The 17,163-nt window shown below is 55.9% G+C and carries 10 protein-coding genes; 6 read left to right on the top strand and 4 right to left on the bottom strand.

The features are described 5' to 3' along the window. Positions 1–51: 51 nt before the first annotated feature. On the bottom strand, positions 52–1,029 hold the full coding sequence (locus HUW35_RS11730; RefSeq protein WP_181252503.1) for an aldose epimerase family protein: 978 nt from the start codon (positions 1,027–1,029) through the stop codon (positions 52–54). A gap of 246 nt (positions 1,030–1,275) precedes the next feature. On the opposite strand from HUW35_RS11730, the gene HUW35_RS11735 reads away from it, so the two are divergent. Further along, complete coding sequence (locus tag HUW35_RS11735) at positions 1,276–3,522, top strand: fatty acid desaturase (RefSeq protein ID WP_181252504.1); 2,247 nt, start codon at positions 1,276–1,278, stop codon at positions 3,520–3,522. A gap of 195 nt (positions 3,523–3,717) precedes the next feature. Here HUW35_RS11735 and HUW35_RS11740 read toward each other — a convergent pair whose 3' ends face one another. Together HUW35_RS11740 and HUW35_RS11745 are read right to left on the bottom strand one after the other, a co-directional pair. Beyond that, positions 3,718–4,683: an alpha/beta hydrolase-fold protein gene (locus HUW35_RS11740; RefSeq protein ID WP_255463254.1), complete on the bottom strand. Its 966-nt coding sequence runs from the start codon at positions 4,681–4,683 to the stop codon at positions 3,718–3,720. Between the two features lie 72 nt (positions 4,684–4,755). After that, positions 4,756–6,219 (bottom strand): FGGY-family carbohydrate kinase, encoded by a 1,464-nt coding sequence (locus tag HUW35_RS11745; protein WP_181252505.1) that lies wholly within the window; start codon positions 6,217–6,219, stop codon positions 4,756–4,758. A 428-nt stretch (positions 6,220–6,647) separates the two neighbouring features. Between HUW35_RS11745 and HUW35_RS11750 the strand changes: the two genes are divergently transcribed. From HUW35_RS11750 to HUW35_RS11760, 3 genes are all read left to right on the top strand, one after another. Beyond that, entirely contained in the window at positions 6,648–8,750 is a 2,103-nt protein-coding gene (locus tag HUW35_RS11750) for a bifunctional rhamnulose-1-phosphate aldolase/short-chain dehydrogenase (RefSeq protein WP_181252506.1), read from the top strand. A 51-nt stretch (positions 8,751–8,801) separates the two neighbouring features. Next, a complete protein-coding gene (gene rhaI / locus HUW35_RS11755; RefSeq protein ID WP_181252507.1) occupies positions 8,802–10,094 on the top strand; it encodes an L-rhamnose catabolism isomerase in 1,293 nt (430 codons plus the stop codon). 230 nt (positions 10,095–10,324) lie between these two features. Next, positions 10,325–11,125 carry a DeoR/GlpR family DNA-binding transcription regulator gene (locus HUW35_RS11760; RefSeq protein WP_181252508.1) on the top strand — a complete coding sequence of 267 codons (801 nt, stop codon included), beginning with the start codon at positions 10,325–10,327 and terminating at the stop codon, positions 11,123–11,125. Positions 11,126–11,296: 171 nt separating this feature from the next. On the opposite strand, the gene HUW35_RS11765 is transcribed toward HUW35_RS11760, so the two are convergent. Further along, entirely contained in the window at positions 11,297–12,199 is a 903-nt protein-coding gene (locus tag HUW35_RS11765; RefSeq protein WP_181252509.1) for a phytanoyl-CoA dioxygenase family protein, read from the bottom strand. A gap of 121 nt (positions 12,200–12,320) precedes the next feature. On the opposite strand from HUW35_RS11765, the gene HUW35_RS11770 reads away from it, so the two are divergent. Beyond that, the gene (locus HUW35_RS11770) at positions 12,321–13,163 is read left to right on the top strand and encodes an AraC family transcriptional regulator (RefSeq protein ID WP_181252510.1); all 843 of its coding nucleotides are present in this window, start codon (positions 12,321–12,323) and stop codon (positions 13,161–13,163) included. Positions 13,164–13,367: 204 nt separating this feature from the next. After that, positions 13,368–17,111, top strand: coding sequence for an Ig-like domain-containing protein (locus tag HUW35_RS11775; protein WP_181252511.1), 3,744 nt, complete (start codon positions 13,368–13,370; stop codon positions 17,109–17,111). The last annotated feature ends 52 nt before the right edge of the window (positions 17,112–17,163 follow it).

Below are 17,163 nucleotides of genomic sequence, written 5' to 3' on the forward strand. Positions count from 1 at the left end.
CCACTGTGGTGCCGTTTTCGTGAGCAGGGTTAGGAGAAAATTAAGTGGACGTTATGAGAGGCTATGGAAAACCAATCGCATACTCCGCTCGTAGGTTTCCCCGGGGTGAAGTACCGGAGAGGGAAAGCCTGGCTGGTTGATTGCGTTGGGGAAATTATGCGGCTCCAGGCAGACACCTGCATAGGGACGAAAGGTACCTCCGAGGCCAAAACCGTCATACAGCTGCACACCGGGCTGGTCGGTGAACAGCTGCATTTGTACGCCACTATTGGGAGCCCATAGGCTCGCCTGGGGCATTAAGGGTGTGCGGTGGAAGGGAAAGTAGTGATCGAAGCCTGCATGCTGTTTTAGATCGGCCTTAGTCCAGCGCTCCTCGTGCTCCGCCAGTGAGCGTCGCTGGTCGAGCGTCGTCTCCGGACGCAGCTCGACGATCTCCCCACTCGGCACATTTGCGCGGGTTTTTGGCAAAAAGTGTCGGCTGCTAATGCTCAGTTCCAGCTCGCGGGTATCCGTTTCTCCCAGCGTGAAATAACCGTGGCTAGTGAGGTCGACGGGGGTAGGCGCATCGGTTTCGGCACTGAAGTGGATATCCAGAACGCCGTCTTCGTGCAGCTGGTAATGCACTTCGGTATGTAAATTTCCCGGGAAACCCTGATCGCCGTCTTCAGAGTGGAGTTGCAACCGCACACTTTCCCCGTCGGCGGCGACCTTCCGCCAGTGCTGGTTGGCAAAATTGCGCTGGCCACCGTGCAGGCAGTGGGGGGGATCATTGACTGAGAGCTTATATTCGCGGCCATCAAGGCTGAATTGCGCGTTCTCGATGCGGTTGGCGACGCGGCCACATACGGCACCGCAAGCAAACGGATCTTTGGCGAGGTCCTCGACGCGCGGATAAGTCAGGAGCATTTCGCGGCCGCGGAAACGGATAGAGGCGAGTCGCGCGCCGTACTCAACAATGGTTACTTCGAGGTCGCTGCCCTGTCCCAGCACACTCACGGCACCGACCTCTTCGGAAAGGTTCTTTTGCATAGTTGGCCTAATCTCTTCTACCCCGGCTAAACGGGTGTTTTAAAGCCGCAAAACAACGGAAAAAGTGGTTGATTTGGGCTCGCTCGCTATTTAATATGATCGCTAATGACTAAAAATGATCGCTACTGATGGTTTGATTGTCGGGCCGAGCGCCGGATAAATCAAGCACAAACGAGCCTCTGATTAAGGCTGCTCGTCACGAGATCGTTCGATAACAATAAGAATTGGCCCTGGAGGGCTTTTGCGGTGAGAGACTACCGGTTAACCGGCGCTGGTGCGCGCGCTGCGCAGGCCAATGGGCTTGCCGATGCGCAGTGGTATCAGAGCCCGGTTCCCAAAGCGCAGATGCGTGACTTGCTACAGCGCAAGAACGGCCCCGCTGTGCGCGATACGCTGCTCTGGTTCTCCCTGCTAGCGCTCTCCGCCTATGCCATGGTGCTGGCGTGGGGTACAGGTTGGTTCTTTCTTCCATTTATGATCTATGCGGTACTCTACGCATCTGTTTCCGATTCCCGTTGGCATGAGTCCAGTCATGGAACTGCCTTCCGTTCCGACTGGATGAACACCGCGCTCTACGAGATCGCCTCCTTTTTGGTGTTCCGCGAATCCACCACCTGGCGCTGGAGCCACGTCCGTCACCATACGGATACGATTATCGTCGGTCGTGACCCGGAGATTGCCAGCCCGCGGCCGGTCAATCGATTTCAGACGTTGCTCGGCATTCTGAAGCTCAACATGATGTGGGCGGAAGGACGTCGCATGGTGTTGCATGCGCTGGGCAAGCGAACCGAGGATGCGAACGCGTTTGTACCCGAGCAGGAGTGGCCAAAAATCCATTGGAAGGCGCGTTTATATGTGGCGATCTATCTTGCCGTTATCGCGGCCGCTGTTGTGTTTCAGTCTTGGTTGCCACTGTTTTTTATCGGGCTGCCAACCGTATTTGGCTCTTGGCTGATCGCAATTTACGGTTACACGCAGCATGCGGGGCTTGCGGAAAACGTTCTGGACCACCGCCTGAATAGCCGCACGGTTTATATGAACTGGGTGAACCGCTATCTCTACTGGAACATGAATTATCATGTAGAGCACCACATGTTTCCGCTGGTGCCCTACCATGCATTGCCACGCCTGCATGCATTGATCAAAGACGATTGCCCTCCCGCATATTCGGGATTGTGGGCGGCGTGGAAGGAAATTATCCCTGCCCTTTGGAGGCAATCCAGGGATCCGGATTATTTCGTCGAGCGAGAGTTACCTGCTGGCAGTGTAAGTACTTGCGAGGACGCTGTGATTCGGCCTGACGGTGATGTCGATGCTGAAGGGTGGGTAAGGGTCGGCACCGCGGATGTGTTGAGGGTGGAAGACGTTGTTCGCGTGGATTTTTGCGGCCATACCTACGCGCTGTACCGGACTGCCGAAGGGCGGCTCTTCGCGACCGAGGGAATCTGCACACACGGAAATACGCATCTGGCGGAAGGCTTTGTGAAGGGCACAATTGTCGAGTGTCCAAAACACAATGGACGCTTTGACATTCGTAATGGCGCCGCGGTGCGAGGGCCTGCATGCAGTGCACTTGAGACGTTCGCGGTGAGAGAGCGTGACGGCCACTTGGAGTTGTGTACCCGCCCTAAAGTTGATGAAAAAAATCAGGATCCGACGCGCCGACGCTGGCAATTCCGAGTTGTTGGGAAGCGCAATATCGCGAGTTTCATCTGTGAGCTGGAGCTCGAACCACTGGCGATAGCACCCGCATTCCGCTATCAGCCCGGCGACTATATTCAGCTTTTAATACCGGCATACGAGCGTCGCCACCTGCAGTTTGAGCAGGTTGATACACCATTCCAGGATGTCTGGCAGAGCCTTGGAATTTTTGATATTCCGGTAGAAAACGGGCTTGCCTGTAAGCGGAACTATTCCATCGCGACGAATCCCGCGCGGGATAAAACGATTAAGTTGAATGTGCGCCTGGCTCTGGGGCAAGTGGCTGGAAAGCCTGCGCTGGGTGTTGGCTCCAGTTATGTTTTCGGATTAACACCGGGCGATGTGATTGAGGCGCAGGGACCTGCTGGGGATTTCCGTATCAATCCCTCGGATGCAGAGATGGTTTATCTCGGAGGAGGGGCTGGTATGGCCCCACTGCGATCACACATTTCCCACTTGCTGGAAACGGAAAGCAGTGAGCGCAAAATCAGCTTCTGGTATGGGGCGCGCAGCGAGCAGGAGTTGATCTACGCCGACTATTTCAAGGCACTAATGGATCGCCATGAAAACTTCAGCTTCCATGTGGCCTTATCGGAGTCGGCAGATGACACCGGCGAGTTACCCAATGGCTTTATTCACGAGTACCTCTATGAGAACTATCTGCAGTCTCACGAGGCGCCGCAGAAAGTGGAATTCTACCTGTGTGGTCCGCCCCCGATGATGGCGGCTACTCGGCAGATGCTGGGGGAGCTAAAGGTTCCCGAGTCCCAGATCGCATTCGATGAATTTTGATCGGGTAGTACTAGTCTGTATTTCGGTTGGTGTGTTGAAGGCCAGTTTAAGCCGGCGCTCAACACACGCTTGTCTCTTCGGGCACTACATGACTCAGTCATGGCATTGTTTGGAGCTCTTCGTCAGGAGACCTTCGCAAGAAGATCAAGTCTCCCTTCTCGTCGCCCCCGCAAGGGGGCTTTTTTTGCTTGAGTTTCAGATTTGGGGGGACTCGAGTTCATGGGAGAGTAACCACTGGTAAAGGTCCTCACCGGCGTACACCCGTCGCCATACATCGTGGCCCATATCTTCATGGACCGTAAATTGTACGGTGGGGTGGCCAAGGCGTTTGAGGTGGTTCAGGCCCGGGTAGAAGTACTCGGCTGGAATCACCGTATCCAAGCCCCCGGCGAAAGCCCAAATTGGGGTGCGGCTTTCCGCCAGCGGGGTGACTAAATCAGGGTGGCCCCAGCCGGCGATAGGGGCGATGGCGGCGAATTTTTTCGGGTGCTTACTGGCCAGGTACCAGGTGCCAAAGCCGCCATAACTGAGCCCGCTAAGATACGTTTTCCTGCGGTCGGTACGGAACTTACTTTCAACACTGGTGAGCATCGCAAGCAAATCCTGTTCGATACGATCCCACCCTTCCGGAAGCACGCTACTTTTTTCGGCGATATCTCTTGCCGGCGGAACACCCTGCATAGATTCTGCGGGCAGGCTTGCCGGTAGTCTGGGCGGGACGCCGTCCGCAATTCGTCTTGGAATGCTTTCCGCTTTGCGTTCCTGTAAGTATGCCGGTCCATGCTCGCGAAACGAGAACATCGGAAGTTGCGGGGCAATAATAATAAAAGGCAAGTCACGCTTGTAAACCCAAGCCTCCATGAGCGGGCCGTGCATCATGACAAAATCCAGCTCTTCACGACCATCCCCCCGTTCACCATTGCCGTGCAGGAACATCAGCACTGGCCAATCGCGTTCCGTATCACTGTGGTATGCGCTGGGAAGGTAGAGAAAATAGTTCCGTTCACGGCCATCGACTTCGCTGATGAAGGGCACCTGCAATAATTCAGGTGGCGAAATCGGTGAATCGCTGGTGCATCCTCCGAGGGTGAGGGTCAAGCTTGCGGCGAAGACTGACTTAATGAATTTCCGGCGAGACTGCCTGGAGCTGAATTTGTACATGGTGTTTAAAGATTGAGGAGGTTTGCGGCGACGCCACGGATTTCGCTGGCGTCGCAAGCTGCAGGGGTGGAATTATGCTTCCGACATGGTCGGTACCGGGGGGCGTGCTTGTTCGTGCTCTCGTATCGCAAGGCGCCATTCGTCACGATAATCGAAAAGGCCATTAAGCGAGGTCGGAGTGCAAGTGCGCAGAGTGGAACTCGCGTCGGCTTCGGAACCCAGCGTCAGCATCGCGCAGCCGGTAACCGTGCCGGTATCATCCTCGGACAAGTAAATCTGCTGTGGCGCACGTAACTGAGCGAGTAGGCCGCAAATAATGGGGTTCTTCAGAAAGGCACCCTCAATAATGATGTGGCCGCGACTGCCGATGGCAGAGAGTTGGAAATCCAGCATTAACGCGCAATAAAGTGATGCGATAAGTGCGCCGGTGCCGGTGATTACTTCACCGCGAATCGTTCCCTGCAGGTCGGCGAAAGGTCCCCCACCGCGGCTAAATGTCGGCAGCGCCATAACCTGTTGGTGGATATAAGCCTGTAATTGCTCCAGAGGTTCATCCCCGGCTGCTGCTTGGTCGAGGGGCGAGTCCGTCATGCTGCACAGCGCTTCGTACTCGCGTCCACCCATAAAACGTGCGCAGGCAATTGGGTCGCCGGCGGCGTCCACGTTGGCGAGCATATCGCGGGATTCCTGCAGGCTGGATAGCTCTGCGCCGTTGGCCATGACGATCGACCATGTCCCGGTGGAGATAACCGTAAATGGCCTCCCATCACTTGTTGCCCGGTGCCGCCAGTAGCTCGCGTTGCTGTCGTGCACACCGGCATAGATAGCGCAATTTTCTGCCAGGCCCGTCGCTTTGCAGACCTCAGGAAGGGGAGACGCTATCTTTTGGGTGGCGCTGACTAAAGTGGGGAACAGTGCTCGCCAACCCAGGGTATCCACCAGTGAGGAATAATCTTTCTGTCCGGGCGCCCACAGGTCTGTGTGGCAGCCGAGTGATGTGACCTCGTTGCACCGTTCCCCGGTGAGTCGCCACAGCCAGTACTGCGGGTACATGACGATGGCGCCCACACGGGAAAAGGCATCGGGAAACTGCCGGGATTGCCAATGTAGCTGGCGTCCCAGGTTCAGGCCGGCGGGCAGGGCAGGTGAGTAGCTCTCACAAAATTCGGGACGTACGGACGCGTAGTGGGCCGCGGTGTCCTGGCACTCGCGGAAATCCTCATATTCGTAATCCAGCACGGGTAACGCGAGGCCGTCGCTCTCAAGGTCGGAAGCGTCGGCGTCGTCTCGCAAGCAGGCTGCAGTGGCGCCGTGAGTGGTAATGTTGAGCCGTGTAATCTCAAATTGTTCGGTAAGCGTGCGAACGTTGTTGCTAAACCACTGCCAGATATAGTCGACATCTGCCTGCGGATAGTAAATGGAAGACATCAGCACACGATTTTTGGCTTCTCGGGTGGCCACACTTTTCAGGTGCACATCGAGCACCGAAAGCTTTATATGGGTTTTGCCGATATCAAAAATAAGCGTGTATTGCATGGGGTATTTCTCACCGCTTCGTGCAAGACACGAGCGAGGCAGAGCGCCTCGTTATGGGTGTCTTTTCATTGTTCTTAGCGGCCCTGGGCGCCGCAATTTCTACGGTTAAAGTAACACCAAGTGACCCTCTTAACAATCATTTGCAATCAATACCGTGCGCCCGTGACGAATTCTTGGTTCTGAGTCGTCTAGTGGGGTGTCAGCGTGCGCTTTACGTCAAAAGATTGGCAATATTAGATGTCTTGTAGGTCGTGCCAGTCGTGCTAGGTGATGCCCGCATGACGTTAAAAAAGCCGGTTTCCGATCAAAAATGATCTGCTCGATCACAATAAATCATTTGCGATCATAATCCTTCAGTGCCATAATTCGCCCAATCACAAGATGTGAGCGATACAAAAACCAATAAATAAGATTTTCAGGGTCGAGCTATGATGAGTAAGCCTCTCCAGAGCCTGTGGGACGATTCCCTGGCGAATTCCATGTCTGAGCCCGAGTTGCTCAAATACCGGTCCAATCTGCTGGGCTCCGACCTGCGCATTACCAATTACGGTGGCGGTAACACTTCAGCCAAAGTCCAGATGAGCGATCCGCTTACCGGCGATGATGTCACCGTGCTGTGGGTAAAGGGCTCCGGTGGTGACCTCGGGTCCATCGAGCTGGGTGGTTTCTCAACCCTGTATATGGATCGCCTGGAGCAGCTAAAGCAGAAATATCGTGGCCTGGAGTACGAAGATGAGATGGTCGCACTGCTGTCTCACTGCACTTTCAACCTGAATCCCCGCGCGGCCAGTATTGATACGCCGTTGCACGCCTACATTCCCCACACCCATGTAGATCACATGCACCCGGATGCGGCGATTGCCATTGCCTGCACCAAAGACAGTCGTGCACTGACCGAAACGATTTTCGAAGGTGAAATGGGCTGGTTGCCCTGGCAGCGTCCTGGTTACGACCTGGGTTTGAAGCTTGAGGCCATGGCCAAGTCGGAACCGCACTTAAAAGGTATCGTGCTGGAAGGGCACGGCATCTTCACCTGGGGTGACACGTCGAAAGACTGCTACCTGAATACTCTGACCATTATTCAGCGCGCAGCGGACTGGCTGGCCAAGAACAACACTTCCGCACCTTTCGGGGGCGAGAAGCTCGCACAAACGCTGTCTGCAGACGAGCGCCGCTCCGTGGCGGCACGATTGATGCCACTGGTGCGCGGCAAGGTCTCCAGCGGTGAGCGCAAGATCGGCCATTTTGACGATTCCGCAGAGGTACTCCAATTCGTAAACTCCGAGCAATTGGGTCCACTGGCCGCACTCGGGACCTCTTGCCCCGACCACTTCCTCAGGACCAAGATTCGCCCTCTGGTCATCGATTTCGATCCGCTGGCTGCCGATCTGGAATCTGAGCTTGCCCGCTGTGAATCCCAGTTGGATGGGCAACTGGCGAGCTATCGTGAGGGTTACGCGGCGTATTACGAGCGCTGCAAGCGCGATACCAGCCCAGCAATGCGCGATGGCAACGCGGTGATCTACCTGATCCCCGGCGTTGGCATGCTGAGTTTTGCCAAAGATAAAGCCACGGCGCGTATCGCCAGTGAGTTTTATATCAACGCCATCAATGTGATGCGCGAAGCGAGCGGCGTTAGCGAGTATGTAGGCCTGGACGAGCAGGAAGCATTCGACATCGAGTATTGGCTGCTCGAAGAGGCCAAACTGCAGCGCATGCCCAAGCCGAAGAGCCTGGCTGGCAAGGTGGCGTTTATCACCGGCGGCGCCGGCGGTATCGGCTTTGCTACCGCCAGTCGTCTGCTTCAGGAGGGCGCCTGTGTGGTACTGGCGGATATCGACGAAGCGTCACTGGCTGAGCGAGGTGCGCAACTTTCCGAGCAGTTCAGTGCGGATGTGGTGCGCACCGTGCGCTGCGACGTGACGGATGAGGTGTCTGTCGGCCAAGCCCTCGCCGTGGCGGCGGTGGAGTTCGGCGGCGTCGATATCCTGGTGTCTAACGCAGGTATCGCGAGTGCTGCACCCATCGAGGAAACCAGCATCGAACTGTGGGATCGCAACCTCGACATTCTCGCCAAGGGTTACTTCCTGGTCAGCCGCGAAGGTTTCAAGGTAATGAAGCGTCAAAGTCTAGGCGGCTCGGTGATTTTCATTGCCAGTAAAAATGGCTTGGTTGCTTCCCAGAATGCGTCGGCCTACTGTACCGCCAAAGCGGCGGAGGTCCAGCTGGCACGCTGCGTCGCTCTGGAAGGGGCGCCCATCGGTGTGCGCTGTAATGTGGTGAACCCGGATGCGGTGCTGCGTGGCTCGCGGATCTGGAGCGGCAAGTGGAAGAAAGAGCGCGCTGACGCCTACAACATGAGCGAAGAGCAGCTTGAAGAGCATTACCGCCAGCGCAGTCTGCTGAAGTTGAACGTGTTCCCGGAAGATATCGCTGAAGCAGCTTATTTCCTCGCTTCAGACGTGTCATCGAAATCAACCGGTAATATCATCAACGTTGATGCGGGCCACGCGCCTTCCTTCACTCGTTAATCCCGGGTGAAGAACAACACTGAAAACACAATAAAAACAGGATTTCAGGCGATGAACGAACGAATTTCCTCCGCGCTCGTCGACAAGTGCAACGACGAGCAGCATCAGGCACTGCAACAGGATTACGACGCCCTCGGCAATCAACTGGCCCGTCGCGATATTGATATTGAAGCGGTCACCGCTCAGGCAGCGTCTTTTGAAGTGGCCGTTCCGTCCTGGGGCACCGGTACCGGCGGTACCCGTTTTGCCCGATTCCCGGGACTGGCAGAGCCGCGTAATATCTTCGAGAAGCTGGAGGATTGTGCGGTGATCAACCAGCTGACCCGGTGCACCTCGGAGGTTTCCCCACACTTTCCCTGGGACAAGGTGGATGACTTCAATGAGCTGCGCGAGTTTGCCGACCAGTACGGCCTCGGCTTTACCTGCGTCAACTCCAATACCTTCCAGGACCAGCCTGACCAGAAGCACACCTATAAATACGGCTCTTTGACCAGCACCAGCGCGGAAACTCGTGCACAGGCCGTGGCGCACAATATCGAATGTATCGAGTGGGGCAAGGCACTTGGCGCGAAAGAGCTGACCGTATGGATTGGCGACGGTTCTAACCATCCGGGTCAGCAGCACTTCCAGCGTGGACTCGAGCGCTATCTGGACAGCATGCGCGAGATTTACGCGGCCTTACCGGACGACTGGCAGGTCTTTATCGAACACAAGATGTTCGAGCCCGCGTTCTATTCCACTGTCATTCAGGACTGGGGTACCAACGTTCTGTGCGCAATGGAGCTGGGTGAGAAGGCTAAGTCTCTGGTAGACCTCGGCCACCATGCGCCCAACGTGAATATCGAAATGATCGTTTCGCGTCTGATCCAGTTCAAGAAGCTGGCAGGTTTCCACTTTAATGACAGTAAGTACGGTGACGACGACCTGGATAGCGGCTCTCTGCACCCTTATCAGCAGTTCCTGATTTTCAACGAGCTGGTGGACGCCGAGTACCGCAAGCAGGAAGGGTTCGCGCCCTGCTATATGCTGGACCAGTCCCACAATGTGACCGATCCCATCGAGAGCCTGATGAATTCGGCGGAAGAAGTGCAGCGCTCTTATGTAAAAGCACTGCTTGTAGATCGACCGGCACTGGAAGGCTTCCAGCAGGATAACGATGCGCTGATGGCTTCCAACACCCTGAAGCAAGCCTTCAATACCGATGTGAGCCCGATACTCGCCATGGCGCGATTCCGCCATGGTGGGGCCATCGCGCCACTGGCGACATACCGCGCTGCGCAGTATAAGCAGAACCTGGTTGCCGACCGCCCGGCCACGGGTGGTAGCGGTTCCGGGATTGTATAACCGCTGTTCTGTTCGGCGCACGGGTATGCTGCAGTTTCAATCACGCATGATTGAAAGGATTGAAAGTGCGCCTGGATTGAATGATAATGAGTAATTCTGAGTGAATTGACGCGCCAGATGAGTGGGCTGCGGACAAGCGTGAAAGCCTGTACGCAGCATCCTCTGGACCGAAAGGAAGCGGCGTCACCACTTGGAGTCACACGCTCAAGATCAGACACGGAATCGCCACTATGTTAGAAAAGCAGCGCCACCAACTGTTGCTGGAAATTCTTGAAGAGCAGCAGTTTGCCAGCGTCGCAGACCTGACTGCGCAGCTGAACTCCTCTGAGGCGACGATTCGTCGCGACCTGATCAAGCTCAGTAAAGAGGGCCGCCTGGAAAAAATCCGCGGCGGTGCCCAGCGAATTGGCAACCGTCCAGCCGGTGCGCCCAAGACTCATCTCGCGGGTTCGGCCTTCCTCGTCAATAAAGACAAAATGACTACGGCCAAGCAGGCGATTGCTGCGAAAGCCGTTTCCCTGTGTGAAGAGGGCGAGTTGGTGATCGTCAATGGCGGCTCCTCAACTTTCATGATGGGCGAGTACCTGACCCAACGGGATGTGAGTGTCCTAACCAACTCTTATTATCTTGCGCAGTACCTGTGTGAGAACGGCCAGAACCAGGTTACGGTCCCCAGTGGCGAAATTTACCGCAAGCAGGGCATCATTCTGAGTCCGTTTGAAAACGACTCCATCCAGAATTACCGCTGCCGCTTGATGTTTACCGGTACCGCCGGTATCGGCGAGTTTGGGGTAATGGAAACTGACTCTCTGATTGTGCGCGCTGAGCAGAAGTTGCGCCGCCAGTCGGAAAAGCTGGTGGTGCTGGCAGATGGTTCAAAGTTGGGGCAGAAGAGTAACTTCGTCATTTACCCGCTCACTGAAGTAGATATTCTGATTACCGACGATACCGCAGACCCTCGTGTCATCGAGCAAATTGAGGCAGCCGGTGTTGAGGTGATTACTGTGGAGCTCGAAGCCCTCGCCGCTTGAGTGTGTACGGTTGACCAGCTGATAAAAAGGAGGCTATTTCAGCCTCCTTTTTTTACGTCGATTTTTCTCATACCGTGCTTTTTGCTTCCCTTTAATGGGTGTGTGGATTCCACGATAGCGTACTTCGGGTATTCGTTTTGCCGCAATCGCGGTAACTGCAGACAGAAAAATTTAGTGTTCCGTGGGCCGATACAGCAGTGGAAAAAACTGTCCATCCATCGTCTCGCCAGTCGGCACCACGGGAACTCCCTTCAACAGGGCATCGGATGTACCGGACCGTGTGCCATCGGCAAACACATTTAACACAAACGCGCGCCGAGCTCGGTCCGAGTTATTTGCGTAAGAGCCGTGCACCATCAGTGGATGGTGAAAGCTGCCGTAGCCCCGCGGCATCTTCACCGCCACAGGGTTCTCCAATTGGCGACGCTGCTCCGGGTTAAGAAAGGCTTCTATTCCCTGCATGTCACCGGCCAGTTCGGGCTTTTCCAGCAGCCCCCAGTGGTGGCTCCCGGGAATGTAATGCAGGCAGCCATTATCGGTATTGGCATCATCCAGCCCTACCCAGCAGGTCAGGTGTTGCATGGGGACTGTGCGGGTCCAGTAGCTGTAATCCTGGTGCCAGGCGACCACGCCCCCGTGCTGCGCGGGTTTGCAAAATAGCTGGTCGTGCCAGAAGCGCACCGCACGGTTGCCCAAGAGCTGAGAGGCTGGTACCAGAAAGCGCGGGTTCCACAGCAAATCGTGAAAGTGCGGCGCGATGCGCCAGTGCCCCAGGGAGTGAAACAGCACCTGGTTAGCGTTGCTGGATTCATTGCTGTGAAACTCGTGGAAGAGGGCGTTCTGAGGGTGCGCGGGATCCACGATCTCATCCAGCTCTGCGCGCAATGCGCCGATGTAATCATCGTCCAGCACGGGGATGCCGCTGACGAAACCGAATTCCTGAAAGTGCGTGAGCTGGTCTGTGTCGAGTTTGTAAGCATCCCAGTCACAGGCCTGCCAGTGCCGACGCATGCGCTCGGTCAGTGGTTCATGTACCAGTGACAGGTCTGCCGGCTGGGTACTGCTTGTTGCCATCCTGTCGCCCTCAAATAAATAGCCGTTGGTTGCTGTATTTCTAGCGCTGGCAGGTTTGTATGTATACTATTTTTCAGTTGCTCATCGGAAATTTATTTAAATTATAAAAAATAGGTAAATTTTGCGCGCACACCTGGAACGTATCACGCCGCAAGTGGGCAGTTCTGTTCATGGCCTCTGTGTCTCGGAGCCACAGTTTCCAGCGCCCTGGCATTTTCACGCGCAGTTCGAGCTGACGTATATCCGACGCGGCTCCGGCGTCCGCCATGTGGGCAGCAGTATGGAGCCTTTTGCGCCGGGAGACCTGGTGCTGATCGGGCCGAACCTGCCACACCGCTGGGAAAGCAGTGGCGGCGAAGCGTCCGTGGTCGCCGATGCGGCACAAGCACTGGTGCTGCAGTGGCCGCAGGAATTGATACCGCCTGGGCCGGAGCTGGTTGCCATCCATGAGTTATTGCAGCAGGCCGCGCACGGGGTTGTGTTTGAAAATGGCCGTAACAGGAATTTTGCGAACGCGCTGCATTCCGTCATCGAGGGCAGCGGGCTCGACCGGTTGCTGCGGCTATTGCGGTTGCTGGAAGAGCTTTCGCAGAGTCGTTTGCGGGTGTTGTCGGCGGATGATTTTCAATACGACCGCCAGGAAAACAGCGATAGCCGCCTGAACAGCGTGCTGGATTTTGTGCGGCATAATTACCAGCGCAAAGTTACCCTGGCGGAGGCAGCGGCAACCTGTGACTTGAGTAGCCAGGCATTCGCGCGTTTTTTTCAGCGGGTAATGAACCGCACCTTCTTCGAATATCTTACCGAGTACCGGATCCACCTGGCCTGCCAGCAGTTGCGGCAGGGCAGCGACCCGGTGGCGGTCATTGCTGACCGCTGTGGTATTCCTTCACTTCCCCTGTTCCACCGCCAGTTCAAAAAGTACCGCGGAACCACTCCGCTGGGTTATCGCAAATCCGGCTGAGTTGAGTCTGGCGGGGCTGTCGGCCAGGTTATGCGTGCGCAGACCGGGTTCGCAGTTCCGGTTACTCGCCGCTGAAACGCTTGACTTTCTGTATTCTAATGGTTCATTTTCGTTCGTTATCGATCATACTCGGTCATTTGTGGTCGTAAATAGTGCGAATTCACGCAGTTTTGCATAAAAAATAATCAATAAGAAGCCAAAGCGATGAACATACTCAAACTCAGAAAACGGGTGACGCTGATTCTGGCGTCATTTTTGACACTGCTGTTAACGGCGTTGCCACTGGGAGCAAGTGCCCAGTGGACGTCCATAAACCCGGGTGCCGGTGGTCAGGTGCAGGATGTGGTGGCCGACCCGAATATCAATCAGCGGCTGATCCTGGCCTCTGATATGGAAGGTATTTACGAATCACTCGACAACGGTGAGTCCTGGCATGCCAAGGGCGAACTGCATCAGAACCGGGTGTACGCGGTGGCCATTCCCGAGCAGTCGGGTAACCAGAAAATGTACGTGGGTACCTTGTTCGGACTGGAAGTGTCCAACGATGGCGGTGACAGTTTCACCCTCGTAGAAAACACCAAGAAGAAATCCATCGGAGCCATTACCATCCACCCGACCAACAAAAATATCGTATTGGCCGCGGTGGGTTGGAAAGACGACTACGACGATGCCGGCGGCGGCAACCGCTTTTATAGCCTGTTTGGTATGTCAAAAGGTGGCAAGGTCATCGTCTTCAAGTCAATCGATGGCGGTGCCTCCTGGAGTCAGAAATCCACCGCCAACAGTTTTGGTGACCGCAACGTTTTCGCGATGACGTTCAATCCGGCCAATGGCAACGAGGTTTTTCTGGCCTCGGATGCCGGGGTGTTCAGATCGAGCAATGCTGGTGATTCCTGGAACCAGGTGAGTGCGCCTGCCGGCACCAACGGCCAGGCGAAAGGGCTGGATGTAAGCCCGGACGGCAAAGTGGTTTACGCGGTGTATCAAACCAATGCGGCGGCCAACAGCGGGCTCGACCAGGGCGAAAACCTGGAGACTGCCATTTTTGCTTCACGCACATCCAGTATCGCCTGGCAGAATGTCACCGGAAGCCTGCCGAACTACAGCTTTTGGCAGCCTGAAGTCGACCCTCGCTCTACTGGCAGCGCCCATAAAATGATTGTGTCCATGGACCAGGAGCGCAAGGGCGTCTACGAGGCAAGTATTAACTGGAACAGCAGCTACAGCAGTGCTTCCCCCAGCAGTGTTTCCTGGAACCAGGTCTGGACCGAAAGCGATGTGCTGGACGGTTGGGACGTTGGCAAGCCCAATGCGCGTTTCGCCCATTACACACCCAACTCCGCCAGCTGGGCGCGGGCCATCTGGTCGACGCAAAACCAGACGATATACCGCGGAGACTGGAACGGTTCCAGCTACAACTGGGTCAATCGCTACAGTTACACCACCAATCAGTATTTTGCCGATTACTACGGAATCCCCATTGCAACTTACGGTAGCCGCGGCACCGAAAGTACCTACACCTGGGATATCGATGCACACGGTAACTACGTCATCCAGGGGATGGGTGATAACGGACCTGTAGAGAGCTGGGATGGTGGCGCCACCTGGAGCAATGTCTGGATGCGCCAGAACGGTTTTCTGTCGGATGTGCAGGCGGTGGAAATTGCCGATGCCTGGGGTAAAAAAGTGGTACTTGCGCAAATGGCCGCCGGTTTCGGCGGGCATGCCGGCACGGGCAATCTGTATATCAAGCATCTCGACCAGTTTTCGCCGGCGGACGAGTGGGAATTCTACGTCGGTGGCAGTGAGTGGCGTGGTGGCGTGCCCAACGGCCTCATCAGTGATATTGCCGAGTCACCGGCTAAACCCGGGAAGGTATTTATTTTCTCCCGTGGCTATGGCCTCTACATGCAAAGTGATGTGGGTTGGGGCTACAACGAGCATGAGCAGGGCAACCAGCCGTGGTTCAGTAAAATCTCCAACGGTGTAGCCGACCAGATTGCATCGGTCAAAAAAATTGCCCCGCACCCAACCAATGAAAACATTGTCTACCTGAGCTCGGTGAGTGGTGATACCGGCGTTTTTAAAGGTGAGTTCGTCAACGACAGCTGGTCCTGGTCGAAGATATACAACGGCGGCGGCTGGGATGCAGAAGTCTATGCATGGGAAAACAATGGGCAGGTGATTCTGTTCTATTCGGGCAAGAGCTATCAGGACGGAGACGGTGATCACTTTGTCGGCGTCATCTCTCTGGATGAGGGCGCCACCTGGAAAACCGTGCTGAAGAGTGCGGATACCCGCGCGCTGACCAGCCACAGCTGGTACAACACCGTGACCGGCGGCAGTAACAGCTACAGCTTCAAGTTCAGCAACAAAGGCGGGCTGACCGGCTACGACAACAAGGTGGTCATGGCGCATTACGACCATACCCTGCAGAAAACCTATGCCGTGATGGAGGGGACCATTACCGGCACCTCCACCCAGAATGCGAGTGTTTCCTGGGCAGATATTACCGGTGACCTTCACTTTGGCGGCCTGACAACGGCACGGGTGGTTGAGAACGGCGGTGATCGTTTCCTGTATGTCTCCACCGCAGGTGCCGGTGCCTGGCGCAAGCAGCTGGGCGGGTCGTCCGAGGTGATTCCCACCGGCGTGACCATTAGCGGCTGTCCCGGTGCGGATCTCTCCGTGGATCAGACAGTCTCCCTGTCTTCAGACGTATCGCCCTCGAACGCAACCAACAAGTCGGTCACCTGGAGTTCATCCAATCCGGCGGTTGCCACCGTGAATTCCAGCGGATTGGTTTCGGCTGAGGCCGCGGGCTCCGCCACCATTACAGTGACGACGGTGAGTGGTAACCGCAGTGCTACCTGTCCGGTGTCGGTCGCGGCTGACAGCAGCGATACGCTGGTGACGGTACGCGCACGGATGGCCCTGGGCAGTAGCGATACGCTGCAGTTGCGGGTGGATGATGTCACGGTACATTCCTGGACTATTTCCGGCAGCAGTTATGCGGATTACTCCGTGGTCAAGCCGGTCGATGGCAACGTCAAACTGTACTTCCCGGATAACGGCACCGATATTGAGGTGGATTATCTGCGGATTGATGGCACCACCTATCAGGCGGAAGATCAGGCCATCAACACCTCCGCGTGGATGAATGGTTCCTGTGGTGGCGGTGGCTACGCCCAGATCATGCACTGCCCTGGATACATCGACTTCGGCAACATCAGCGCGGGTGGGGCTGGCCCTGGTGGTATCCCGGTGACCGGGGTCGCGGTGAACAACTGCTCCAACCCTGCACTCAGTGTTGGCGAAACCTTTGACTTCAATGCCACGGTTTCGCCGGCTGATGCCACGGATTCATCGGTTACCTGGAGCTCCAGTAATACCGGTGTCGCCAGTGTGGATGGCGCAGGTGTTGTTACCGCGTTGTCGGCGGGCAGTGCCAGCATTACCATCACCACCAACGATGGCGGCTTCGCCAGTGGCTGCTCAGTGAGCGTGACCAGCGGAGGCGGGCAGCCCACCGCGTACCGTTACCTGATGCTCTACGGCTACGGAACCGTGCAGCTGGATGTGACGATGCAGCAGATCCACTGGATGGTGGGTGGCCAGTCTTACCCGGATCCGAAACTGACCTGGAGCACCAAGTCCCAGGTAACTTCCAGCACCAATGGCAGCAACGACTATGCCGCATTCGACAACACCAATGTGGGTTGGAATATCGGGAATAATTTCCCGGCGTGGATCAAGATCGACCTGGGTGCAGGCAACGAGATTGCGCCCGATGCCATCAAGCTGAAACCCAATGCCGATAATCGGGGTTTCTCGTCCTTTGAGGTCTTTGGCTCCAATAACAACAGTGACTGGACCTCGATCTACTATAAAAGTGGGCTGACAAGCTCGGACTATTCCGGCCTGACAACCTTCTCATTTTCCAACTGATCGCTGGATTGTCAGCGAGTTAAATGAAACGGGGGAGCCTTTGCAGGCTCCC

Origin of the sequence: Microbulbifer sp. YPW1 (assembly GCF_013367775.1) — a bacterium.
Classification (GTDB): Bacteria; Pseudomonadota; Gammaproteobacteria; order Pseudomonadales; family Cellvibrionaceae; genus Microbulbifer.

What these genes read in the sequence shown, in the direction of transcription:
- HUW35_RS11760 (WP_181252508.1), top strand. Translation starts at nt 10,325, where the DNA reads ATGTTAGAAAAGCAGCGCCACCAACTGTTGCTGGAAATTCTTGAAGAG.
- HUW35_RS11775 (WP_181252511.1), top strand. Translation starts at nt 13,368, where the DNA reads ATGAACATACTCAAACTCAGAAAACGGGTGACGCTGATTCTGGCGTCA.
- HUW35_RS11765 (WP_181252509.1), bottom strand. Translation starts at nt 12,199, where the DNA reads ATGGCAACAAGCAGTACCCAGCCGGCAGACCTGTCACTGGTACATGAA.
- HUW35_RS11745 (WP_181252505.1), bottom strand. Translation starts at nt 6,219, where the DNA reads ATGCAATACACGCTTATTTTTGATATCGGCAAAACCCATATAAAGCTT.
- HUW35_RS11730 (WP_181252503.1), bottom strand. Translation starts at nt 1,029, where the DNA reads ATGCAAAAGAACCTTTCCGAAGAGGTCGGTGCCGTGAGTGTGCTGGGA.
- rhaI (WP_181252507.1), top strand. Translation starts at nt 8,802, where the DNA reads ATGAACGAACGAATTTCCTCCGCGCTCGTCGACAAGTGCAACGACGAG.
- HUW35_RS11740 (WP_255463254.1), bottom strand. Translation starts at nt 4,683, where the DNA reads ATGTACAAATTCAGCTCCAGGCAGTCTCGCCGGAAATTCATTAAGTCA.
- HUW35_RS11750 (WP_181252506.1), top strand. Translation starts at nt 6,648, where the DNA reads ATGATGAGTAAGCCTCTCCAGAGCCTGTGGGACGATTCCCTGGCGAAT.